Raw genomic sequence first — 23113 nt, forward strand, 5'->3', positions numbered from 1 at the left:
ACAATTAATTATATTTGTATAAAACATAACAAAAACATGATTTTTATAGAAAACGAAGGCAACACCAATCCGAAGTTAAATTTAGCTTTGGAAGAATATGCGTTGCGTAATTTTAGTGTGGACCATGATTATCTGTTGTTTTATATCAATGAGCCATCCATAATAATAGGGCGTAATCAAAACACACTTGAAGAAATTAATCATAATTACGTTGCTGAAAATAATATCCACATTGTCCGGCGCGTGTCCGGTGGTGGCGCGGTATATCACGATTTTGGAAATCTTAATTTTAGTTTCATTACCAATCACGATGGAAAAAGCTTAAATAATTTCAAGAAATTTACGGCGCCTGTAATTAAGGTGTTGAATAAATTGGGTCTTAATGCTGAGTTAAAAGGCAGAAATGATATTCAGGTTGACGAAAAGAAAATTTCTGGAACTGCCCAATTTTCTACTGGCAAGCGGATGGTCAGCCATGGCACTTTATTGTTGGATACAGATTTAGGTGAAGTTGCCAATGCGCTCAATGTAAAAATGAGTAAAATCCAATCTAAAGGTCATAAGTCGGTACGAAGTCGTGTGGCAAATATTTCAGAATATTTAAAAACGCCATTGGATATTAATGAGTTCCGGCAACTCCTGCTTGAGGGCCTTTATGAGGAAAGTGAACCTTTTGAAAGCTATCATTTAACGCCAGAGGAATGGCAAGCCGTACACCACCTAAAAGAAGAGAAATACGACACTTGGGATTGGAATTACGGACGTTCACCAAAATTTAATGTCCAACGTAACAAGCGTTTTCCTATTGGAGAAATTGATTTAAGAATTTTTGTGGAAAAAGGACATATTATCGACTTTAAAATCTTTGGAGATTTCTTTGGAAAGGAACCCGTGGAAAACCTTGAACACTTATTAATTGGTGCACGCTATGAAAAAGAAGATATCTCTGGGCTATTAAAAGATTTAGAAATCAAGGAATATTTTGGTGATATAGCAAAAGACGAATTTATAGATTTAATCTATGGCGAAGATGAATGAAGTTCCAGTTGTCATAAATAGCCGAAGATTATAAAACTAAAAATGCCGTAATTTTCATTACGGCATTTTTGGTTTTTTTATTAAATTGAGTAATTACTCAACAATAAATTTACCTTGCATCAAAGCGTAGTGCCCTGGGAAAGTACACATATACGTATAAGTTCCTGCTTCTGGAGCATCAAATTCAATAGTAACAGATTCACCTCCACCAATCATTTTCGTGTGAACAATGAATTTGTCAGTCATGTCTGCAGGGATATAATCATTATCCTTTGCCATGGCAGCTGCGTTACCAACAGTGGCAACATCAGCATCTTGGGTAAGTAATGCCCAGTTATGTCCCATAACTGCTTTTTCCATTTTACCTACATGCTTCAATGTAAGTTTCACTTTTTGACCCGCTTTAACGCGAATTTCTTTTTTATTGAATTGCATTTGATCGTTACCTTCAATGGATACAACCGCTTCTTTCGAATCGGCTGCAGCAGGAGCTGCTTTTTCCACTTTGGTTTCCGTTTTCATTTCTGTTTTTTGCTCTTTTTTGTCTTCACCACAGCTAAATGCAAGGGCTGCTAAACATACTACAACTAACTTTTTCATTATTTTAGTATTTATATTAAAATTGTGTGAAATACAAAATTAACCCGAATTTTGCGATTTTCAAACCATCCCTACCTTTATTTTTAACTGTAATTATTGAAAAGCATTCAGTTTAGAACACGGCGTAAAACGTTCTACAAACTTCCTAAAACATAACATCATATTATTTCTGTCCAGAATTGCAACCTCTTTAAATAAAATCAAAGCAATCCTCTTGATTTAATTTCCAAATATTTATTTATCGTGTCAATCGTCAAGTTCTTTGGCGTCGTTAAAATGGAGTAGATACCATATTTTCTTAACTCTTGGACAATCAATCTTTTTTCAAAAGCGAATTTTTCAGCAATTACTTTATCGTAAACCTGCTGAATCGTATCTGCTTTCTCCTCAACAAGACTGTTCAATTTTGTGTTTTTAAAGAAAATCACCACAATAAGATGATTTTTCGCAATGGCTTTTAAATAGGCCAATTGTCTGTTTAAACTGTCTAAGGTTTCAAAATTGGTATAGAGTAAGATTAGACTGCGCTGGGTAATATTGCGTTTGATGTGGGCGTAAAGTCGGCTAAAATCACTTTCATAATAATCAGTTTTAACGTTGTAAAGTGCTTCTAAAATCAATCGCATTTGTGAGCTTCGTCGCTGTGCGACTACCATGTTTTCTACTTTTTTTGAAAAGGAAAGCATTCCAGCTTTGTCGTGCTTTTTCAATGCAATACTACTGAGGACCAATGTGGCATTGATAGCATGGTCCAATAAGCTTAATCCATCAAAAGGCATTTTCATGACACGCCCTTTATCAATAATAGAATAGATAGGTTGTGATTTTTCATCTTGGAATTGGTTGACCATCAAACTGTTTTTCTTAGCTGTCGCTTTCCAATTAATGGTTCGTAAATCATCACCTAAAACATAGTCTTTAATTTGCTCAAACTCTATGGTATGACCAATCCGCCGTGTTTTTTTTATTCCATACTCCTGAAGACTGTGGTTGATATTCAGTAATTCAAATTTGCGCAGTTGCTTGAAACTAGGGTAGGTGGGCACCATGGCTTCATTCTCAAAACGGAAGCGTTTGGCAACAAGTCCTATTTTGGTTGAAGCATAGATGTTAAGATTCCCGAAATGATATTCCCCTCGTTCCGTTGGTTTGAGAATATAACGAATCCGATTTTCTTTCTTAGGTCTTACTTTTAACTTAAGCTCAAAGTCACGCACTTGAAATTGAATAGGCACTTCATCAATAATGGTCAGATAAGTTTCAAACGGATACGTGTTTAGAATGTTGATTTCTATTTCGTTATTATCGCCATTTGAGAATTTATCAGGTAAAATACGATGGCCAATAATTTTATTATTTCCTAGAAATACGATTAAAACATCAAGAAAAAGTAGCAAAAGCACCACTAAAATTGAGAGTTGGGCAATCCCAAATAAAATTGGAACAAAATAACTGAATACAAAGAGAGCTATAATGAATAATCCACTATAGAAAAACCGAGGCTGTATGTAAAATGGTTTAAAGATTTTCAAGCTTATTTTGTGATTTTATCTCAAATTATACATTTTTTTTGCCGCAGACTTCTTCGACTGAAGATAGAAAATTATCTCGGTATCTCAACATTCTCAATAATCTGTTTAATCACGTCTGAACTGGTGATGCCTTCCATCTCGCGTTCTGGCGTAACAATAACTCGGTGATGCAAAACAGGAATTGCGGCACGTTTGATATCTTCAGGCGTTACAAAATCCCGACCAGACATTGCTGCAAAAGCTTTACTGGCTTTTAAAATCGCAATGGACGCCCGTGGTGACGCTCCCAAATACAAAAACTGATTGTTTCTGGTTGCGATAATCAAATCGGCAATATATTTTAACAAATGTTCTTCTACTAACACTTGAGTCACCAATGCTTGATATGTGGTGATTTGTTCGGCAGTTAAAAATGGGGTGATCGCATCTGTTTTAACTCGGTCTTGTAAATTATGTTCGCGCATTAAAATCTCAATTTCTTCTTCAAGATTAGGGTAGCCTACCTCAATCTTGAATAGAAAACGATCTAATTGTGCTTCTGGCAAACGATAAGTTCCTTCTTGTTCTATCGGGTTTTGAGTTGCCAAAACCATGAACGGCGATTCCAATTTGTAATAATTGCCATCAATGGTGATTTGCTGTTCCTCCATAACCTCAAACAATGCTGCCTGTGTTTTTGCAGGCGCTCTATTGATTTCGTCTATCAATATCATATTGCTGAAAATAGGGCCCTTTTTAAACTCAAACTCTGTCGATTTTAAGTTGAATACTGAAGTGCCCAAAATATCACTGGGCATTAAATCTGGCGTAAATTGAATTCGGCTAAACTCAACACTGAGTGATTTTGCCATCAATTTTGCAGTAATAGTTTTAGCCACACCAGGGACGCCCTCAATTAAGGAGTGTCCTTTCGCAAGTAAGGATGCTAAAAGCATATCAACCATGTCTGTTTGTCCAACAATGACTTTTCCAATTTCCGCTTTCATCTTTTGCACATTTTCCTGTAACTCAGAAAGATCCAAACGATTGGTGAATATTAAATCCTGTGAGGTTGCTTCGTGATTGATTTCTGAATCTGTAGGGGGTTGTCCTTCAAAAAGGTCTTGGTTTTCCATAAGTTTATGAATAAAATTCTTCGATGTGTTTATTGAGTTTTAAAAGATTGTCTTCAAAAAACTCATTTTTAGTCCGTAACCAATTGATGAAATTAATGGTTTTTTTAACGGTTTCTTTGTTTTTGCCAGATTTTTGGGAGAGTTTGATTATAAACTCTTCGTTTAAATTGGTAGTGTCTAAATTGTAATCAGCTCTTATTTTCTCTAAAAAATAGGTGATTTTCTTATCAATGAGGTTTTTATGATCCTGGGTTTCATAATAAAGGTTGGAAATTGTTTTCACAAATCCCACGGTGGTGTTTTCTAACGGCTTTATTATGGGGATGATGCGTTGTCTTCTTTTTGCATTGAAAATCATAAATAACACCGTTAAAATTAGGGCTAGATACCAAGCCCATTTAAAGGAGGTTTGTTGCAGAAACCAGCTCAAATTTGACCTCTCTTCAGCATCGCCATAATACGAATCGAAGTATTTTGTGTAGGAATCAAAATAGATAGTGGCATTTGGTAGATAGGAGAGGACGCCTTCAACGTAAAGGTAGCGATCATCCTTCAGGATATTATAATTTGTAAAAACCTTAGGTTCTAAATGCAGATAGATATGCCCATCTTCAAAAGGGATTTTCAGAAAATTGATCAAATTAAGATCTTCGTTTACATACCCCAAAGTTTTGTATGATTCAGCTTCAAATTTTGAAAAATAGGCTGTACTTTCACTTTTGTCAATGGTTGTGTTTTTAGAGCTGAAATTCCTGTTATTAAAGCCCAACATTGCAACGCTGTCTTTGTTTTTTAAAACTTTAACCGCTAAGTTCAAAGTGTCCAACAACGGTTGAGGAAAAGTGTAGTCTGACATAAAAACCGTATTGCCGTTTCCTGCAAAAATGAGCAGCTCCTCAATATCTCCAATTTCCAAATAGCTGGAATTTCCAATTAAAACATAATTTCCTGCTGCTATGTGATCGCCATAGCCTTCATCTGAGTTGGCATAAAAATAGTTATAAGGTGAATAGTAGATGGTTTTTAATTTCTGGCCATCAAAAAGGTTTGGTAATTCCTTATAAAGCACACTAACGCCATAAGGCTTGTTACTTTTCTCATTAAAACTTTCTTCCCAATCAATTTTCCGATTGCTATTATAGTCTAACGTAATGGCAACCGTAATGATGGTTGCTGCAATAATTAATAGGGTAATTACCGTTTTGTTCATGAGTTGACCTCTTTAATTAGTTGAACAAAGCTTTTTTTTGCCAATTGGTATTGTTCTAAGTTTAGGGTAAACTCGCCATACCAGGTGTAGTTATAAATATAAGAGGTGTATGAAAAATCCTTGCTGAATTTGTGTGATGCAATGGCATTCATGTAATCCGCATTGGTCTTGTCGTCCTCATATTTAATGAAATTTTTAAGAGTCAGCTGTTTTAAAACTAATAAATAATAATATCTAATGGCCAATCTATAATCGTTAGTGTTTTCCGCATTGGTAATCAGCGCCTTGATGTCAGCATGTTCTATATTGGCAGCCGTAATTTCACCATAGGCTTTTAATTTTTCGTTATTTCTTGAAGAAAACAATCGGCTACTGCCATCATTTAAAAGGGTATAGGCCAAATAAGCCACGGCTACGATTAGAATAAGAATAAAAACCCAATTGAATACGTTGAAATCGAAAGAAGAACTGTCAGTAGTATCATCTTCTTTAATATTGGGGGTTTCTTCAGAATACTTTGAAGCATCACCATATTTTGAAGGTGTAGAGCGCACCACGGCTTTACCTTCATAATTGTATTTTCTACCTGAATAGTTGTCTTTAAACCCTTCGTTAAATTCACGTTTGGTTTGGGGTGGCTGCAAAGAAGTATTGGCCCAGAGTGACGTATTCACATGGAGCAGAAGCATGCAGGCGATAAAAATTAAGGACAGGTTAAGTTTCATTTAAGTTATTATGGGCACCAATTGCGCATCACGTTTTTTCTTTACAACAAATGGATAAATTAGATAATAGTAACTAATACATCCTAAAGTTGCCAAGATAATACCAACCGAAATCAATTTGGGCATTTCTTGGGAATATCTTGTGATAAATCCTTCTAGAAATCCAGCGAAGAACGTAAATGGAAAGGTGCTGATCACTATTTTAACACCTGTTTTGGCCCCTTGCTTAAAGGATGTGAATCTTGAGTGCGTTCCCGGAAATAAGATACTTGCACCTAAGATTAGTCCTGCAGCGGCTTCAATGACGATGGCAAAAATCTCCATGGAGCCGTGAATCCAGATGCCTCTTACGCTTTCCCAAAAGACTTGCTTTTCGTAAAAAAAATATTGAAAAGAGCCCAACATAATACAGTTCTTAAATAAAATATAGACGGTCCCAAGTCCGCCAAAAACGCCAAGAACGAAAGCAATAATGCCAACCCGTAAATTATTTACGGTTATGCCTATAAAACTCCCCCAGTTACTGCCACTTTTATAAACTGCCACGGGATTACCAGCTTCAATATTTTCTAAGGTCATATTGACATATTCGTCACCTAAAATCGAACGGACGAATTCGCCATCATTCGCCGCTGAAAATGCGCCAATGGATGTAAAAATGGTAAAGATGATGAAGGCGATATAAACAAACCTTCTGTATTGATACATAATCAACGGAATTTCCGTTTTCCAAAATGCGACAATCCTATTGGTGTCTTCGCGCTTCGTTTTATAGATTTTCTGAAAAGCTTTTGCCGCTAATTGATTTAAATATGTAATTACTTTACTTTTGGGGTAGTAAGTTTGCGCATAGGCCAAATCATTGATCAATTGAATATATTGAGAAGCGAGTTCGTCTGGATTTTTAAAATCATTATTGAAAATGGCGGTTTCAAAACTCAGCCATTTTTCTTTATTTTGTTTAATAAACGCAACTTCTCTCATACAGTTGTTAAAATAAAATATAATATGTCAGAGTTACAAATTAACACTACCCAAAATGTAAAAATTAATTTTACCGCTTCAGGGGTTGGGGAACGTTTGTTGGCGTTTATTATCGATATGCTTATCAAAATTGGCTATATCACTTTGTTGAACATGAGTATTGGAGCTTTTCAGGACATGGATCAATGGTCGCAGATTGGTATTAATACATTGCTAGGTCTACCTGTTGTGTTTTATACCTTGATCTTGGAAGCGCTCCTGGAAGGGCAGACCATTGGTAAAAAACTGATGAAGATAAAAGTGGTGAAAATTGATGGGTATCAAGCCTCCCTCGCTGATTATGTAGTGCGTTGGTTTTTTAGAATTGTGGATATTTATATATTCGGGCTGGGGTTCTTCGTCATTCTTTTTAGTAAACGGTCACAGCGCTTGGGAGATATGGCCGCTGGAACCTCTGTGATAATGTTAAGGGATAAAGTGAGTATCAGACATACAATTTTAGAAGATTTACAAGATGATTACCAGCCCACATATCCAACAGTGATAAAGCTTTCTGATAATGATGCGCGGATTATTAAAGACACTTTCTCAACAGCGAGATTAGCCAATGATTATCAAACCTTGATTAAACTTCGCAACAAAATCACAGAGGTTATTGGCGTAAAGGCGATTCATGGCAATGATATTCAATTTATAGATACCATTTTAAAAGATTATAATTACTATACGCAAAGTATGTAAGCAGCGAACCATATTTTCCTTTTCGGAAAATGTGTGTGAGTCACTTATCTTGTCCTGATCCCAGTTGAAGGGCTTATCCTGATTTTGTTATGGACTTACGATTCTGAAATTTTATTATCTATTAAAGCATATAAAAGTCTCATATTTCAGACCTCATCAAGATTTTGAACTTACTGTTTTCAATCCTTTCATCTCTAGAGGTTTTGTAAAAACATAAAACACGCAAATTGATATTTTAATCCCTTAAAATTTCTGATTGCTCAACAGGTGTTGTTATCTTTGACCGCTAAATAACTTTCTAGAAAAACTATGTTTCTACAAACCCTTGACATTCTCGGTACGATTGCCTTTGCAATTTCTGGTGTATCGGTAGCGATGAGTAAAAAAATGGATCCTTTTGGCGTGCTGATAATCGCTTTCGTGACGGCAGCAGGCGGGGGTACTTTAAGGGATATTTTAATTGGGTTGACGCCAGTAACCTGGATGACCAACATGACTTATGTTTACGTCATTTTTGGAGCTACTGTTTTTACAATTATTTTTAAACAGAAAATTAATTATTTGCGTACGTCGTTGCTGCTTTTTGACAGCATCGGAATTGGGCTTTATACAGTTGTGGGTATTGAAAAAGGTTTGACGGCCGGGTTGCATCCGATTATCTGTATTTCACTGGGAACAATAACAGCTTGTTTTGGTGGAGTGATCAGAGATATTTTGTCAAATGAAATTCCTGTCATATTTAGAACAAAGGAAATTTATGCCACAGCTTGTATATTGGGAGGCATCACCTATTTTCTTTTAAGACGCTTTCCAATAGAAGATAACGTGATTTTCATGATTGCGGGTGCTGTGGTTATATCGGTCAGGTTAATTGCCTTAAAATTCAATATCAGTTTACCGAATTTGTATAAGAGTGACAACAAAAGTAAAGCGTAGTTTAGGTGGGCTTTGAAATGACATATAGATATCTAGTTGAGGGAGTCTTGCTTAACTTCTAAAAATTTTGACACGGATTTTACTGATTTTCACAGACCCTTTGCTGAAAAGTCATGAGTACATATTTTGCTTGATATTTCACTAATGCAACAGACCTACAGTCGGTATTAAAAGTATTTTTCAAATGCCTCTATTGCGGTTTGCCCAATAATTTTATCAGGTAAGTTTCCCTACCATTTATTGTGGCGGGCTTGTTCTTCCGGTTGCTTTAAACATCTTCCTTCAATATTGGAATCAAGAATTTTTTAAATCTCACAAGCTTTTTTTAGCCCGTTCCCGTTGTAATAGTCTGAATAAGAAAGCCACGCTTTTTAGCGTGGCTTTCAATTTATGAGAAAATTAAAATTTAACTTTTTGGAACAGGGAAACCTCTGTCTCTTAATAGAGCTTCAATTTTTGCGTCGCGACCTCTGAACAAGCGATAGGCTTCTGCGGGATCCATAGAGTTTCTTGGTGCAAATAAGTATTTCACTAATTTATCAGCCATTTCTTTGTCGTAAAAACCACCTGGTGCATCTTTAAATGCTTCTGACGCATCTGCCGTTAAAACATCTGCCCACATATACCCATAATATGCTGTAGCGTAACCTTCACCTGAAAAGACGTGGCCAAACTGAGGGGTTCTGTGACGCATCACCAATTCTTTTGGCATGCCCATTTCGTTTAATGTTTCACGCTCAAATTTGTCGATATCAATATTTTCGGGATCAGCCAAATGCAATTTCATGTCCATCAAAGCTGATGCTAAAAACTCTGTCGTTCCAAATCCTTGGTTAAACGTGGATGCTTTTTTAATTTTTTCAACCAATGCTGTCGGGATAGGTTCACCAGTTTTGTAGTGTACCAAAAATTGGTTGATCACTTCGTCAGTAGATAACCAGCGCTCTAATAATTGCGACTGGAATTCTGTATAATCTCTAACCCCACCATTTAAAGTTGGGTATTTTACATTTGAAGAAAAGAAATGCAAGGCGTGACCGAACTCATGGAAAAATGTCGTCGCATCATCCCAAGACACTAAAACAGGCTCACCAGGAGCAGGTTTTACAAAATTGGAGTTGTTTGACGCCAAAACGGTTTCGTCGCCATCATAAGTCGTATGACTACGGTATGTGGTTGCCCAAGCGCCAGAACGCTTTCCTTCACGAGCAAACGGATCCAAATACCATAAGCCAATATGTTCGCCTGAATCCTTATCGGTAACATCCCAGACTTTTACATCTTCATGAAAAACGGGTACGCTGCCTTCCTTTACTGGCGTAAAGTTATAATTGAACAAACGTCCGGCAGTGTAAAACAAGGCTTGAGTCAATTGATCAAGCTGTAGATATTGTTTAACTTCTTCACTATCCAAATCATATTTCTTTTGGCGTACTTTTTCGGCGTAATATCTGTAATCCCAAGGTTCAATGGTAATTTTGTCGCCGTTGGCATTGGCTACAGCTTGCATATCCGCTACTTCTTCCTTGACCCGTGCAATGGCAGCTGGCCAAACAGCCATCATTAAATCCATTGCGTTTTCTGGGGTTTTAGCCATCCTGTCCTGTAAGCGCCATTCTGCATAATTGTCATTGCCCATCAGCCCAACGCGCTCTTTACGAAGTTTCAAGATTTGTGCAATCAAATCGTTGTTGTCATATTCGTCACCATTGTCACCACGGGAATAATAGTTGGTCCATACCTGCTTGCGCAGTTCGCGTTCAGTAGAATAGGTCAAATACGGATCCATGGAAGAACGTGTGTTGGTAATGGCATATTTTCCATCTTCGCCCTTATCTGAAGCTATTTTAGCAGCTGATTTGATAAAAGATTCTGATAGTCCACCCAATTGATCTTCATTTAAATAAGTCACATAATTCTCTTCGTCATGTAAAATGTTGTTCGAAAATTTGGTATAGATTGATGACAGTTCCTTGTTGATTTCAGCGTAGCGTTTCTTTTGCTCAGCGTTTAAATTAGCGCCATTCATTTCAAAGCTTTTGTAAGTCAAATCAACCACACGCTGCTGGTCGGCTTCTAGAGGTGTTTTTTGTGAGGCGTCATAGACGGTTTTAATCCGTTGGAACAGTTTTTCGTTTTGGGATATTTTAGAACTGTAGTCCGACAGCTTAGGGGCTAACTCGGCTTGAATGTCCCTAAATTCTGGAGAGGACATATTGCTGCTCAAAATTCCGTAGTATGTAAAAACGCGATTGAGCTCTTTTGCTGAGCGTTCCATGGCAACTATTGTATTTTCAAAAGTTGCAGGTTCAGGATTGTTGGCTATTTTCTCAATATCTGCCAAGCCTAGCTCCATTCCTTTTTCAACAGCTTCCTTAACATCTTCTACATTCATCTTGTCAAATGCCGGAACACCATCATAAGGGCCTGTCCATTCTTGTAGGAGGACATTATCATTTGTAGCCATAGTGTTTTCCTTTTTTTCTTCTTCTTTACAGCTTGAAAAAGCAATAAGCGCAAATAAACTCAAGGTTTTAATGTGTTTCAGGTTGTTTTTTGTCATTGGTTTTAGTGTTAATTTTTAAAGTCTTCCAAGATATCGAAATTAAAGGGCAATTTTCTTAATTATTTTATAATTTCAACGTTACGGATGTAGATGTTTTTTAGAGGCCATTCTGAGCCATCGGTTTCTTGAGCAGCAATTTCATCAACCACGTCCATGCCATTGGTCACTCTTCCAAAAACAGTATAACTGCCATCAAGATGATGGGCACCTCCTTGTTGTTGCACAATAAAGAATTGATAGGGTGAGGCCAATTTATAGGCATTGTCAATTTCGCTACTGGGCATGCTAATCGCACCTCTGTCATGCACGTAACCACGATTGGTATCTGGAGGCAGCAGGTATTGGCCAATTTCTTGTCGTCTTTCTGCTATCGACATGTCGTCACTATTGCCTCCTTGGATGACAAAGTTATTGACGATGCGATAAAATTGTGTGTTGTCAAAATAGTGCTGTTTGGTCAAGAAGATGAAATTGGCACGGTGGAATTTGGTTTCATCATACAGAAGAATATCTATAGTTCCAAAATCGGTAGTAATGCGCACTTTGTTTTCCTTGTGTTCTTTGTCGTATTTCAAGAAAAAATCCATTGCATTCTGATCCGTAAGTTTTGGGAACTTCCGTTGTTTTTTTACGGAAGGCTCTTTTTCAGTGTGATGGGTTTCTGTGGTTAAAGAATCTTTAGGCGAATCATTTTTGTTTTGACGAGATTGTTTATCTTCACAATTAAGAAACATGATACATACACCCACGAACATTAAAATTCTCATATCTGAATGGATTTTGATACATTTTTAAAATCTATCTCAAAAATAGAACATATTCCACTCCCAGGAAATGATTCACAGATTAAAATGTCCCCTTCCTATCGGTTAAAGCTGATTGAAAGACAGGGCGAGCTAATGAAAAATTCTAGAAAGGCGGGTGTAATGGCATTATTTTATCCTGATTTGGAACATCAAACCAAATTGATTTTGATTTTGAGAAAAACCTATAGTGGCGTACATTCTGCGCAAGTAGGTTTCCCTGGAGGAAAGTTAGAACCTGAAGACCCGTCGTTGGAATATGCAGCGCTCAGGGAGACTTTTGAAGAAGTAGGGGTTCCTATTGGTGCCATCAAGGTTTTAAAGGCAATGAGCACCTTGTATATTCCGCCAAGTAATTTTACGGTCTATCCTTTTTTGGGCATAACTCAGCAAACACCAGAATTCATTAAACAAGATGATGAGGTGGAGGACTTGATTGAGGTGAGCTTCAACGATTTTATAAATGAAGATCATGTGGGTACCCAAATGCTCATGACTTCTTTAAATAAGGAGGTAGAGGTGCCAGTTTTTAAATTGAATGGCCATACGGTTTGGGGAGCAACAGCCATGATGCTCAGCGAAATAAAAGACTTGATAAAAACTGTGCTCTAAGTTGAGGTTTTTACTAAATTTGTTTTCTGAAATATATTGAAGTTGCCTAGTGAATTGACTAGTAAATTATAATACATAAATAAAATAATGGGATTATTTAAGAGAAACCCTTTTGGACACATACTTTTTGTGAAAAAATGGCTTATCCGCATATTGGGTGCCATGACTCACAGACGTTTTAGAGGGTTTAATGAACTTCATATTGAAGGGTCTGAAATTATCAGAAACCTACCGGACACGAACGTACTTTTCATTTCCAATCATCAAACTTATTTTGCAGATGTTGTGGCGATGTTTCATGTCTTTAATGCGAGTTTGAGTAATAGGGAGGATAATATTAAGAATATCGGTTATTTATGGGATCCAAAATTGAATATTTATTATGTGGCGGCCAAGGAAACCATGAAATCTGGTTTGTTGCCAAAAATATTCGCGTATGTCGGTTCAATCAGTATTGAACGCACATGGAGGGCCGAAGGAAAAGAAGTGAATCGGCAAGTGAAAATGAGTGACATTACGATGATCTCTAAGGCTCTGGACGATGGATGGGTCATTACCTTCCCGCAGGGCACAACGACACCATTTAAACCTATTCGAAAAGGGACCGCACATATTATTAAACGCTACAAACCCGTTGTGGTGCCCGTGGTGATTGACGGTTTTAGACGCTCTTTCGATAAAAAAGGCCTGCGCGTTAAAAAGAAAAATATTCTACAATCAATGGAAATAAAAGCCCCATTGGATATCGATTACGAAAACGAAAGTATTGATCAAATCGTGGAGAAAATTGAATATGCCATTGAGCAGCATGCATCATTTCTAAAAGTAATTCCTCAAGAGGAGATCATGGCTCAAGAAGAGTTGAACAGACTTCGCAGATATAAGATTGAGGATTGATAGGTTTCTGATTTAATCAACTTTTCATACTAAAGTTTTTAGACAAGAATTTTAGTGTTTTTTGAAGTTCATTTATTAAGAAACTTCTATAAGAATCAAGCGAAGAAGGGTTCTATCTAGCCATCTGGCAAATATGCATATCTAGCTCAAACCTAACATTCAATAGGGAATATTGATAACTTCTGAATTGCCAGTGACCTACATTTCCAGCTTCTTCAATTCTTTATAGTTTCTATTTAGCTTTCTTAACAACAAGCCATAAATTAGCCAGTAAAAGAACAGTAAAACCGCTCCAAAAACGGCCAGAACCCCGGCCACAATCAAAATTGTCTTAGCATAAAACATAAAGACTTCTCCGTTAGCGGCAGCCGTTTGCGCTTTGCTGATGAAGGCTTTGTCCTGATCAAATTCAATATACAGAACGGCAACAAAAGTAATGGCCATGAACGCTAAATTGAAAAACACATAGTTTTTTACTGTTCTCCGCGTTTTAAGAATGTTCTCCATCAAAACCTTGGCACTGTCGGTAACGGAAATCCTTTTGAAATTTCTGTAGAATAAATAGAAAAAATAAATCAATATGATATAACCTAAAACAGTTAATGGGATTAGAAGAAAGTCTGAATCAAATTTATCGAAATGTTGTGCGTCTTTATGATCTTTTAAGAAAAAGGAAAGAAACGTCCATAAGGCAAATTCTAATATACTGATGATAAAAATCCACTTAACAATGGACGATGACCGCTTTAGGATCATTTTATAGATGTCATTGGCGGAAACCTGAGGGTATTCGGTATCCTGTTTCTTCCAATGCTTTTTTAATAGTTCTAATTCATCCATATAATTACGGATTTAATATTGTTCTTAGTTTGTTCTTGATCCTGTTCATTTTTACTCTCGCATTCACCTCGCTGATTCCCAAGGTTTCACTTATCTCTTTATAATCTTTATCCTCTAAATAAAGCAAGACAAGTGCTTTTTCAATATCATTTAATTGATGGACTGCTGAATAGAGTAGTTTTAATTGCTGCTCTTCCGTGTCATCATAATCTTCCGCTTTTATCTTAAACTGATAGATGTCCAGTTCGTACGTATTAATTGTACGCTTAGATTTCCGATATAAAGTAATGGCTGTGTTTAAACCCACACGGTACATCCACGTGCTAAATTTAGCATCACCACGAAACTTCGGGTAGGCCTTCCATAATTGGATGGTGATTTCCTGAAATAAATCATTATGCGCCTCTCTATGGTTAGTGTAGAGTCGGCAAACTTTGTGCACAATATTTTGATGCTCTTCAAGCAACGCAACAAAATTATGTTCTAATTCTTTGTCCAAATCAATTAGTTAGTTGCAGTATTAGTAGTTGGTTTATGGGGATTGTTACAGATTTTTTAGTTTATTTTTACCTCAATATTGAGTTGAATTAAAACTTTCTATAATATGGTTTAAATGTTTTATATGCAATTATTTAGTTGTTCAGTATTGATAAAGCCTATGGTTGTTTTAAAAGTCCTAAGACGATAAAATACTGCGCCAAAGCATAAGTTAGCATGATGCTAAAGCTTGCAAAACCGAAAGGCATATAAAATTTGTTTAAGGCTAGGATACTGTCCGAAACTACAAATAATATAGCGCCCACTAAAACCAACATGTAACTATTTGAAGCAGGTGTCCTATATCTCAAAAATGCGGTTACGGTCATTAATAAAATGAAGAGCATATAAATAATTACGGGAATCAATAAGTCTTGTAAGCCATCTTTCATCAGATAAAAAAGGCCAATGGCATAAATGAGTAAAACCAAAATTAAGCCCATTGGATTCTTTTTAGAATTTCTATTGGTGAGAAAAATATAACAATAAAAAATGTGTGCCAGCAAAAATGAAATCAAACCAAACATAAAGAAGTTTTGGGATTGGTCCACAAACATTAATAAAATATCGCCCAATAAGGAAAAACCCAAAGCTGTTAGGGTGAAAATTCTTGTTTTTAAATTCAGGGTTTTGCTTTGGTTGTTGAAATAGAAAATCAAAGCAATCAGCAACGACGGTTTTGTAATATAATGCCATGTTGAAAGACGTTCTACACTTCCACAGACGAGCTCCGCAACGATAAGTAGGAAAAATAATACTGCGAAATGTTTATCGGTCTTGGTCAACATGGGCTGGAATTTGCTTCTAATATACTAAAATGATCGTATAAAAGGCTAAATTCTTCAATCTGCAATTCATCCTTAAATTATAACAGTTCGGGACTTCTGAATTTTCATTCTGCCTGATTCGCTCCACATTTGTGCCATCAATAAATCAGACCGTCATTATGAAACTTCTAATTACCTTATTACTACTTTTGATTGCTTCAATTAGCAATTCCCAAACGAAAATTTCAGGCAGGGTTACCGATTTCAAAGGATTGCCAATTGAAGGTGCCAATGTGTTTTTGGAAGGGGCTTACGATGGTGGCACAACAAATACTTTAGGTGCGTTTTCCTTTACGACATCCGAAACTGGCACACAAATGCTTATTGTTTCCTTTCTCTCCTTTGAGACCTATAAAAAACTTGCAGAGGTTAAAACCATGACTGAGATGCAGATTAAACTTCGGGAAGATGTCAATACCTTGGATGCCGTAGTTCTTTCGGCGGGCACTTTTGAAGCTGGAGATAACAGCAAAGTTTCGGTATTAAAACCTTTGGATGTGGTAACTACTGCAAGTGCCTTAGGCGATTTTGTAGGAGCGCTGCAAACTTTACCGGGAACAACGACCGTAGCTGAGGACGGACGTTTATTTGTGCGCGGAGGAGAAGCTGAAGAAACCCAAATTTTTATTGATGGCATCCGTGTGTTTACGCCTTATAGTCCAACGACTAATGATGCGCCAACTCGTGGGCGCTATTCTCCATTTTTGTTTGATGGGATAACATTTTCAACAGGTGGTTATTCTGCTGAATATGGTCAGGCACTCTCAAGCGTTCTTTTGCTCAATACGATCGATGAAGCGGATCAGAATAAAACGGACATTTCGTTAATGACCTTGGGGGCTGGAGTTGGAAATACCCAAAAATGGAATAAAAGCTCGCTAAGTGTGAATGCGTCATATATTAATTTGGCACCATATATTGCGCTTTTTCCGGATCGAAATGAATGGGAGAAGCCTTTTGAATCGGCTTCAGGAGAAGCAGTTTACAGACGTCATTTTGATAAAGGACAACTAAAACTTTACACGGCTTTTGATGTGTCCAACTTTGAATTGACCCAAGAGGATATCAACTATTCTGAAGGCGTCCATTTCAAACTCAACAATAAGAACCTCTATTTTAATGGCTCCTATCAAGGCATGTTGACCAACGTCTGGTCTGTTTTTGGTGGCTTAAGTTACACACACGGCCCAACTGACGTAAGCATTTTGGATAGCGATATCGACAATGTTGAAAATTCGTATCACGCAAAATTTAAATTGAAACGCCGATTTAGCAACCGATTTAAACTAAATTTTGGTGCAGAGTATTTTTCCAGTCGCTTTAATGAAGCTTTTCAGGACGAAGTAAATCCTACTACGGTGTATGGTTTTACCAATAACATTACAGCTGCCTTTGTTGAGACGGATGTTATTTTCTCAAAAAAGTTGGCATTGAAGGCTGGTCTGCGGGCAGATTATAGTCAGTTACTGGAGGCTACAGATGTTGCGCCACGTGTATCATTGGCTTACAAGACCACTAAAAGCAGTCAGGTATCATTGGCGTATGGCAATTTTTATCAAAATCCGAGTAACGACATTTTAAAGTTCGATCAAGCGCTCAGTCCGCAAAATACAACCCATTATATTTTTAATTATCAATTCAATGTCGAAGGTCGGATTTTTAGGGCAGAAGCTTACTACAAACAATATAAAGGTTTGGTAAAATACGATTCAGAATTTATAAATTTTGATACTAATTTTGACAATTCAGGCAGTGGTTATGCCAAGGGGATCGATATGTTTTGGCGTGATAATAGAAACATCAAGAATGTCGATTATTGGGTGAGCTATTCAATTTTGGACACTGAAAGAGATTACAAGAACTATCCTTATGCCACACAGCCAAATTTTGTCAATACGCACAATATTTCCGTTGTGGGCAAATATTGGATAGATGCTCTAAAAAGTCAAGTAGGGTTCAGTTATGCATTTGCTTCTGGTAGAAATTATACGGATCCGAATCAGGATGGATTTTTGAATGCCAAAACGAAATCCTATAATAATTTAAGTCTGAATTGGGCGTATTTATTAAGTCCTCAAAAGATTCTATATTTTTCGGTGAACAATGTCTTAGGGTTTAAAAACATCAATGGGTATCAATATGCGAATATGGCAGATGCAACGGGAGAATTTGTAAGAAGACCTTTACGGCCGGCTGCTGATCAGTTCTTTTTTGTAGGCTTCTTTTGGACCATAAGTGACGATGGAACCGATAATCAATTGGATAATTTGTAAATGATAGCCTTTCGCTTATAGTTTGATAAGAGTATCATAAATAGCTTTTAGATCGATAAAACTTTGTACAGGCTCATCGCTTTCCCAGATGCTTTTAGATATAACAGCGCCTTTGAAGCCTAAATCAAGGACTTCACGAATATGATTTTTATTAATATCTCCCATAGCAATAATTGCCTTATCGATAAGGTTGACATCCGGTTCTTTGATCGTGTGATTTGGATTGGAGGTCGAAAATGTTCCAAGGTCTAGGATATGATAATCAAATTCAAAGTCGCTAGCATCTAATTCCTTTAATTCATGAAAAGAAGAACTGATCGTTTTCCCGAACAGATTCAAATCTTTAAAATAGCGGGTAGGGGTTTCAATATAAGCTCTTCGTATCTCTTCTTCAAAATGGATTCCTTTTATATCAAATTCATTGGTTAACTCATGAAAATTGTGGAGGACAATTCTATTCAGGTAATTTGAATCTATTTCATTTAAAAAATCGGTATGTTCTTGATGGTTTTTATAAGGTTTACTTAGATGATAACACTCTAAACTAAACTCAAAAAGCTGATTCAGAATTTGTGCTTCATTTTTTATGTCTTCTTGGGAGGCTAAAAGTATGATCATTATCTAAAAATATATTTGTAACCTGAATTTTGAACAATTCAGGACTGCTATTCTCTATTGATATCAGAGATTACAAATATCTTCAAAGATTCTCGAAAACAAGACAAGGAAGTTTTCAAAATAATAAATTTTGGGGAATTGGTGATGCAGGACAATAGGATAAGTGAAAAGAGTTAAAGCTTTTATTAATTGCAACACTATGCCATGTGTAAATTAAAGATATTGCGTAAAACTATTTATTATGAAAACAGCGTATCAAAAATGTATCGAAGCCTGCCAAAAATGTTTGGTAGATTGTCAAAACTGCCTCGTTGAAATGGCGGGAATGAAAAGTATGAATGATTGTCCAAAGTGCTGTATAGAATGTATAGATGCGTGTTTGTTGTCCATCAAAATGATGGCTGCAGATAGTGATCATGCAGCAGAATATTGTAAACTATGTGCAGAAATTTGCGATTGGTGTGCGGAGCAATGTGGTCAACATGAGCATGAACATTGTCAAAAATGTGCAGAATCTTGCAAAAGATGTGCTGAAGAATGTCGAAAAATGGCAGCATAATTTTATCTTATTTTTATTTTTAGCCCATGGCAATACTAGGCAATATTATTAAAGGATTCATTGATGTCAAAGATTCCTTGTCTTCAGAAAAAAATCCTGTTCAAGAACAGAAAGAAGTTTTAGAAAAACTTTTAAATAAGGCTAAGCATACCGCTTTTGGCAAACATTATGATTTTGAAACGCTATTAGAATCAGAAGATCCTGCGAGCGCTTTTGCAATCAAGGTTCCTTATTTTGACTATAATAAAATTCAAAAAGAATGGTGGTATCGACTTCAAGATGGTGAAGATGATGTCACTTGGCCTGGGCATCCTAAATATTTTGCGTTGAGTTCTGGCACGACCGGAAAAACAAGCAAGCGGATTCCTGTAACTGACGAGATGATTGATGCCATTAAAAATACGGGTATTCAACAGGTGTTTGCCCTAAGTAATTTTGATTTTCCAGCCGATTTTTTTGAAAAGGAAATTATGATGCTTGGCAGTTCCACAGAGTTGAAAGAACACAATGATCATTTAGAAGGCGAGATAAGTGGCATTAGTGCCAGCAATATTCCGTTTTGGTTTAGAAGTTATTATAAGCCAGGAGAGGAGATCTCTAAAATTGATGATTGGGATGCACGGGTACAGCGGATTGCTGAAAATGCTGAAAATTGGGATATTGGTGCTTTAAGCGGAATTCCATCTTGGATTGAACTAATGATTCAAAAAGTGATCAGTTACCATAACCTGAACCATATCCATGAAATTTGGCCTAACCTTCAAGTTTTTACTTCTGGAGGTGTTGCTTTTGGACCATATGAAAAAAGTTTCAATGCTCTTATGGGCCATCCTATAACCATTATAGATACTTATTTGGCTTCAGAAGGATTTGTGGCATTCCAAGCACGACCGGATACTGATGCGATGCAATTAGTGACTGATGAGGGAGTTTACTTTGAATTTGTCCCCTTTAAACCCGAATATATCAATGAGGATGGTTCCTTGATAACGGATGCGCCTTCCATTACTTTAAAAGAGGTACAATTAGATCAAGATTATGTTCTAATAATGAGTACGGTAAGTGGGGCGTGGCGTTATGAAATTGGAGACACTATTGCGTTTACGGATGTAGAACGTGCTGAGATAAAAATTACCGGGCGTACTAAGTTTTTCCTTAATACCGTAGGATCTCAATTATCAGTCAATAAAATGGATGATGCCATGAAGCATCTGGAAGCGGAGTTTTCTACAAAAATTCCTGAATATACCATATGCGCAAAGCGTTGTGAAGATGATGAGTTTTACCATTGTTGGTATATTGGAACTGAAGATGCCCACGATGCGATGAAAGTTTCAGAAAGTTTAGATAATTTCTTAAAGGCTGCCAACAAAAATTATAAAGTTGCCCGAAGTAAAGCCTTAAAAGGGGTTAAGGTGAAATTTGTAAATCCGTCAGTGTTTCATGAATGGAGTGGCGCCAATAAGAAAAAGGGTGGTCAAGTAAAAATGGAACGCGTGATGAACGAAGATAAATTCAAGGAATGGGAGGCGTTTGTTAAGGAACTATAGCTTCTGCTTCTGAATTTCTTTTTTCTATGATGTCCATAATTTCTTCTGGAGATAAATAATATTTTTTAATCCGGAGTTTGTAGGCATCTTGTATTTCAGCGTTATTCAGAATAAAATCCTTGGTTTTCAAAATGTACTCTTCCATGTTATGCTCTACGGCGTAGGTGTCTGCAGCACGTTCAGCTTCTACAATATGACTATCAGAAAATACATATTTAATTCCAAACCACATCAAATTAAGTTTGCTTCTGTCGGTATAATCCATGATATGACCCAATTCATGACCAATCCACCCTACAAGAATGTCAGAAGGAATATCTTTAGTAAGAAACCTTTTGTCGGTAATTTTAATAGTTTCACTTATCAAAACGACATAGCGTCTGTTCTTTCCACTTCTAAAGAAGCTACCAAAAGTAGGTCTTGCCTGCATGGTGGATTTTTTGATCTTTTTTTTAAATCTGAATTCTATTTGTGTGTCTTTAAGTTCTGGATAATGTGCCAGCGCAATATTGATTTCTTTTGCTATGGAATCAGGAATTATATGTTGTGCGTTCATTGAAGTGCTAAAAATTAATAGTATTAAATAAATGAGGTGTTTCATAAGTCTAAAGCATAAAATACATTTATTTTGAGAGAAAATTAGCCAATTTTACTTTTATTTAACGTAAGAGTAAAAGGATTAAAGTTGATATCTTTTAAGACATTCCACCCGAAGGAATAGGACTATTTTTTGAGCCTTTAACGGTGTTTTTTTTAACACCGATATGTTATCAATTTTTTTGCTCCACAATTTGAAAAAGGCGGTTTATAGAACCGTTTTTTCCTGTTTTCACGAGTTTTATGAGAAAGATAGTCTAGAAGCATTCAAAACACTTCAAGTAATGGCCATTGAGATCAAGGTTTTCTGAACCTTTTAATGGTGCTGTTGGATAGTCCTTTTCATTTAAAATTCGTTGAAATTCTTTTGCGTAGGTCACTATTTCGTCTCTTCTGCTTTTTAATTTTTTCTCAATGTCAAGTCCATCTAACTCATAAATCTGCTTAGGCCATTGTCGCATGGCTTTTTCAATCATCGTATCGGTCAATAATAATTGCAGTTGCTGTGCTTCTTCCACAAATACTGTTTGGGGTGTACGCTTTAGAAAATAGGCATCAAAATCGTGAATCAAACCAGGAAGATATTCGATTTCATCTTGAAATGGCCGCACTTCCGGTGTGACATTTTTATTTGAAATAATATTAGGAATGATGCCGCTAATGGTAAAAAAAGCATTGTCTCTATCCCCTGGCAACGGAATGGCTATTTCTCCATACTGTTCTTTTTTAATGACCCATCCCCATTGTTTGGCATGCCTGTCCCAATCGCCAATAATTAGATCGAACAGTCTTGCCCTCACTAAGGCATGTTCATCAATCTTTAGTGCTGTGCCTAGCTCTAATTTTAGCTTTTGTAAGTCATCCGTTTCAATAATGGTACGCACATCTTTAATAACCGTCCAGTTGGTATCGCTTTCAGTTTCATGTTCAAAGAGAAAGAGTTTATTTCCATAATTCTCGTTGTACTCCTTTAAGGTCTCTTGTTTCGGAATAAAAACGAGTTGCGGTGCGGTATGTAAAATGTGCGCTGCGTCGGCCAGCGTTGCGACTACTGTTGCGGCATAGGGATGTTGTGCAGAAATACCATCAACAATGATGTTTTCCAGTCCTAAGGTTTTTGCGAATTCTGGTACTAATGGTGCAGGAGTTTTATTAATACTTCTTAAGGCATATTTATTACCGATACTATCCTTAAGCTTTAGAGATTTTGTTTGGTTGCCGCCTCCTTCTTTTATAATGGTAAGCCCCCCTAAAAGCGTGTCTAAAAAAACTACGGGAACCTTTATTGGGGTGGCCCATGCTTTCCGATAATGTTCACCTTGCATCAATTTTTTTAATTCATTGGCTTCATATAGCGTGCTCGCAGCAATGGTGAGCGAATCGTAATCTTGAAAATTAATTGAATTGATATTGTCATGATTGACAATGGCTGAGGTTTTGTAATTTTCTGGGGTACTGTTTAGAGACCAATAAATCAAAATGATAAAAAAGATAAGAACTCCGATTAAAATTAGAAAAATCCTTTTCATGATATGCTGGTCTTAGTATTGAAT

General features: G+C 36.6%; 22 protein-coding genes. 8 read left to right on the forward strand and 14 right to left on the reverse strand.

Translation table 11 applies throughout. The annotated features are described in order from the left end of the window. Window positions 1–36: 36 nt before the first annotated feature. Window positions 37–1038, forward strand: coding sequence for a lipoate--protein ligase (gene lplA / locus G525_RS0101990; protein ID WP_027124653.1), 1002 nt, complete (start codon window positions 37–39; stop codon window positions 1036–1038). Between the two features lie 93 nt (window positions 1039–1131). On the opposite strand, the gene azu is transcribed toward lplA, so the two are convergent. From azu to G525_RS0102020, 6 genes are all read right to left on the reverse strand, one after another. Continuing rightward, window positions 1132–1638 (reverse strand): azurin, encoded by a 507-nt coding sequence (gene azu / locus G525_RS0101995; protein WP_027124654.1) that lies wholly within the window; start codon window positions 1636–1638, stop codon window positions 1132–1134. A gap of 200 nt (window positions 1639–1838) precedes the next feature. Further along, on the reverse strand, window positions 1839–3170 hold the full coding sequence (locus tag G525_RS0102000) for a DUF58 domain-containing protein (protein WP_027124655.1): 1332 nt from the start codon (window positions 3168–3170) through the stop codon (window positions 1839–1841). 71 nt (window positions 3171–3241) lie between these two features. Next, window positions 3242–4285, reverse strand: coding sequence for an AAA family ATPase (locus G525_RS0102005; protein ID WP_084647680.1), 1044 nt, complete (start codon window positions 4283–4285; stop codon window positions 3242–3244). A gap of 4 nt (window positions 4286–4289) precedes the next feature. After that, window positions 4290–5495 carry a DUF4350 domain-containing protein gene (locus tag G525_RS21575; RefSeq protein WP_051209690.1) on the reverse strand — a complete coding sequence of 402 codons (1206 nt, stop codon included), beginning with the start codon at window positions 5493–5495 and terminating at the stop codon, window positions 4290–4292. After that, window positions 5492–6220: a hypothetical protein gene (locus G525_RS21580; protein WP_157491857.1), complete on the reverse strand. Its 729-nt coding sequence runs from the start codon at window positions 6218–6220 to the stop codon at window positions 5492–5494. Before G525_RS21580 ends, G525_RS21575 begins: the two co-directional genes overlap by 4 nt. Beyond that, window positions 6221–7204 (reverse strand): stage II sporulation protein M, encoded by a 984-nt coding sequence (locus G525_RS0102020; RefSeq protein ID WP_027124657.1) that lies wholly within the window; start codon window positions 7202–7204, stop codon window positions 6221–6223. A 24-nt stretch (window positions 7205–7228) separates the two neighbouring features. On the opposite strand from G525_RS0102020, the gene G525_RS0102025 reads away from it, so the two are divergent. After that, a complete protein-coding gene (locus G525_RS0102025) occupies window positions 7229–7945 on the forward strand; it encodes an RDD family protein (RefSeq protein ID WP_027124658.1) in 717 nt (238 codons plus the stop codon). Window positions 7946–8254: 309 nt separating this feature from the next. Further along, entirely contained in the window at window positions 8255–8881 is a 627-nt protein-coding gene (locus tag G525_RS0102030) for a trimeric intracellular cation channel family protein (RefSeq protein ID WP_027124659.1), read from the forward strand. A gap of 406 nt (window positions 8882–9287) precedes the next feature. On the opposite strand, the gene G525_RS0102035 is transcribed toward G525_RS0102030, so the two are convergent. After that, the gene (locus tag G525_RS0102035) at window positions 9288–11444 is read right to left on the reverse strand and encodes a M3 family metallopeptidase (RefSeq protein WP_027124660.1); all 2157 of its coding nucleotides are present in this window, start codon (window positions 11442–11444) and stop codon (window positions 9288–9290) included. Between the two features lie 62 nt (window positions 11445–11506). Continuing rightward, entirely contained in the window at window positions 11507–12214 is a 708-nt protein-coding gene (locus tag G525_RS0102040) for a peptidylprolyl isomerase (RefSeq protein ID WP_027124661.1), read from the reverse strand. Between the two features lie 6 nt (window positions 12215–12220). Here G525_RS0102040 and G525_RS0102045 point away from each other — a divergent pair, with 6 nt between their 5' ends. Beyond that, entirely contained in the window at window positions 12221–12862 is a 642-nt protein-coding gene (locus G525_RS0102045; protein ID WP_027124662.1) for an NUDIX hydrolase, read from the forward strand. 87 nt (window positions 12863–12949) lie between these two features. Then, window positions 12950–13759 carry a lysophospholipid acyltransferase family protein gene (locus G525_RS0102050; protein WP_027124663.1) on the forward strand — a complete coding sequence of 270 codons (810 nt, stop codon included), beginning with the start codon at window positions 12950–12952 and terminating at the stop codon, window positions 13757–13759. 198 nt (window positions 13760–13957) lie between these two features. On the opposite strand, the gene G525_RS0102055 is transcribed toward G525_RS0102050, so the two are convergent. The 3 genes from G525_RS0102055 to G525_RS0102065 form a co-directional block, all read right to left on the reverse strand. Continuing rightward, a complete protein-coding gene (locus G525_RS0102055; RefSeq protein WP_027124664.1) occupies window positions 13958–14599 on the reverse strand; it encodes a hypothetical protein in 642 nt (213 codons plus the stop codon). A 4-nt stretch (window positions 14600–14603) separates the two neighbouring features. Then, the gene (locus tag G525_RS0102060; RefSeq protein WP_027124665.1) at window positions 14604–15098 is read right to left on the reverse strand and encodes an RNA polymerase sigma factor; all 495 of its coding nucleotides are present in this window, start codon (window positions 15096–15098) and stop codon (window positions 14604–14606) included. A 157-nt stretch (window positions 15099–15255) separates the two neighbouring features. Continuing rightward, on the reverse strand, window positions 15256–15924 hold the full coding sequence (locus tag G525_RS0102065) for a lysoplasmalogenase (RefSeq protein WP_027124666.1): 669 nt from the start codon (window positions 15922–15924) through the stop codon (window positions 15256–15258). A gap of 158 nt (window positions 15925–16082) precedes the next feature. Between G525_RS0102065 and G525_RS0102070 the strand changes: the two genes are divergently transcribed. After that, window positions 16083–18236 carry a TonB-dependent receptor gene (locus G525_RS0102070; protein WP_027124667.1) on the forward strand — a complete coding sequence of 718 codons (2154 nt, stop codon included), beginning with the start codon at window positions 16083–16085 and terminating at the stop codon, window positions 18234–18236. Window positions 18237–18251: 15 nt separating this feature from the next. Here the strand turns inward: G525_RS0102070 and G525_RS0102075 are convergent, their stop codons facing one another. Beyond that, the gene (locus tag G525_RS0102075; RefSeq protein WP_027124668.1) at window positions 18252–18854 is read right to left on the reverse strand and encodes a beta/alpha barrel domain-containing protein; all 603 of its coding nucleotides are present in this window, start codon (window positions 18852–18854) and stop codon (window positions 18252–18254) included. Window positions 18855–19095: 241 nt separating this feature from the next. Between G525_RS0102075 and G525_RS21965 the strand changes: the two genes are divergently transcribed. Further along, on the forward strand, window positions 19096–19413 hold the full coding sequence (locus tag G525_RS21965; RefSeq protein WP_084647681.1) for a four-helix bundle copper-binding protein: 318 nt from the start codon (window positions 19096–19098) through the stop codon (window positions 19411–19413). Between the two features lie 26 nt (window positions 19414–19439). Then, window positions 19440–20963 (forward strand): GH3 family acyl-acid amido synthetase, encoded by a 1524-nt coding sequence (locus G525_RS0102085; protein WP_027124670.1) that lies wholly within the window; start codon window positions 19440–19442, stop codon window positions 20961–20963. Here G525_RS0102085 and G525_RS0102090 read toward each other — a convergent pair. Together G525_RS0102090 and G525_RS0102095 are read right to left on the reverse strand one after the other, a co-directional pair. Beyond that, window positions 20950–21519, reverse strand: coding sequence for a hypothetical protein (locus G525_RS0102090; RefSeq protein ID WP_027124671.1), 570 nt, complete (start codon window positions 21517–21519; stop codon window positions 20950–20952). The two genes, G525_RS0102085 and G525_RS0102090, sit on opposite strands and share 14 nt — an antisense overlap. Window positions 21520–21817: 298 nt before the next feature. Beyond that, the gene (locus G525_RS0102095) at window positions 21818–23089 is read right to left on the reverse strand and encodes a hypothetical protein (protein WP_027124672.1); all 1272 of its coding nucleotides are present in this window, start codon (window positions 23087–23089) and stop codon (window positions 21818–21820) included. Window positions 23090–23113: the final 24 nt, after the last annotated feature.

Source organism: Gelidibacter mesophilus DSM 14095 (assembly GCF_000423005.1).
Taxonomy (GTDB): Bacteria; Bacteroidota; Bacteroidia; order Flavobacteriales; family Flavobacteriaceae; genus Gelidibacter; species Gelidibacter mesophilus.

Excerpts from the sequence above, each read along its gene's own strand:
- G525_RS0102030 (WP_027124659.1), top strand. The coding sequence starts at position 8,255 with ATGTTTCTACAAACCCTTGACATTCTCGGTACGATTGCCTTTGCAATT.
- G525_RS0102085 (WP_027124670.1), top strand. The coding sequence starts at position 19,440 with ATGGCAATACTAGGCAATATTATTAAAGGATTCATTGATGTCAAAGAT.
- G525_RS21580 (WP_157491857.1), bottom strand. The coding sequence starts at position 6,220 with ATGAAACTTAACCTGTCCTTAATTTTTATCGCCTGCATGCTTCTGCTC.
- G525_RS0102070 (WP_027124667.1), top strand. The coding sequence starts at position 16,083 with ATGAAACTTCTAATTACCTTATTACTACTTTTGATTGCTTCAATTAGC.
- G525_RS0102020 (WP_027124657.1), bottom strand. The coding sequence starts at position 7,204 with ATGAGAGAAGTTGCGTTTATTAAACAAAATAAAGAAAAATGGCTGAGT.
- azu (WP_027124654.1), bottom strand. The coding sequence starts at position 1,638 with ATGAAAAAGTTAGTTGTAGTATGTTTAGCAGCCCTTGCATTTAGCTGT.
- G525_RS0102035 (WP_027124660.1), bottom strand. The coding sequence starts at position 11,444 with ATGACAAAAAACAACCTGAAACACATTAAAACCTTGAGTTTATTTGCG.
- G525_RS0102075 (WP_027124668.1), bottom strand. The coding sequence starts at position 18,854 with ATGATCATACTTTTAGCCTCCCAAGAAGACATAAAAAATGAAGCACAA.
- lplA (WP_027124653.1), top strand. The coding sequence starts at position 37 with ATGATTTTTATAGAAAACGAAGGCAACACCAATCCGAAGTTAAATTTA.
- G525_RS0102090 (WP_027124671.1), bottom strand. The coding sequence starts at position 21,519 with ATGAACGCACAACATATAATTCCTGATTCCATAGCAAAAGAAATCAAT.
- G525_RS0102025 (WP_027124658.1), top strand. The coding sequence starts at position 7,229 with ATGTCAGAGTTACAAATTAACACTACCCAAAATGTAAAAATTAATTTT.
- G525_RS21575 (WP_051209690.1), bottom strand. The coding sequence starts at position 5,495 with ATGAACAAAACGGTAATTACCCTATTAATTATTGCAGCAACCATCATT.
- G525_RS0102040 (WP_027124661.1), bottom strand. The coding sequence starts at position 12,214 with ATGAGAATTTTAATGTTCGTGGGTGTATGTATCATGTTTCTTAATTGT.
- G525_RS0102055 (WP_027124664.1), bottom strand. The coding sequence starts at position 14,599 with ATGGATGAATTAGAACTATTAAAAAAGCATTGGAAGAAACAGGATACC.
- G525_RS21965 (WP_084647681.1), top strand. The coding sequence starts at position 19,096 with ATGAAAACAGCGTATCAAAAATGTATCGAAGCCTGCCAAAAATGTTTG.
- G525_RS0102045 (WP_027124662.1), top strand. The coding sequence starts at position 12,221 with ATGGATTTTGATACATTTTTAAAATCTATCTCAAAAATAGAACATATT.
- G525_RS0102005 (WP_084647680.1), bottom strand. The coding sequence starts at position 4,285 with ATGGAAAACCAAGACCTTTTTGAAGGACAACCCCCTACAGATTCAGAA.
- G525_RS0102050 (WP_027124663.1), top strand. The coding sequence starts at position 12,950 with ATGGGATTATTTAAGAGAAACCCTTTTGGACACATACTTTTTGTGAAA.
- G525_RS0102065 (WP_027124666.1), bottom strand. The coding sequence starts at position 15,924 with ATGTTGACCAAGACCGATAAACATTTCGCAGTATTATTTTTCCTACTT.
- G525_RS0102095 (WP_027124672.1), bottom strand. The coding sequence starts at position 23,089 with ATGAAAAGGATTTTTCTAATTTTAATCGGAGTTCTTATCTTTTTTATC.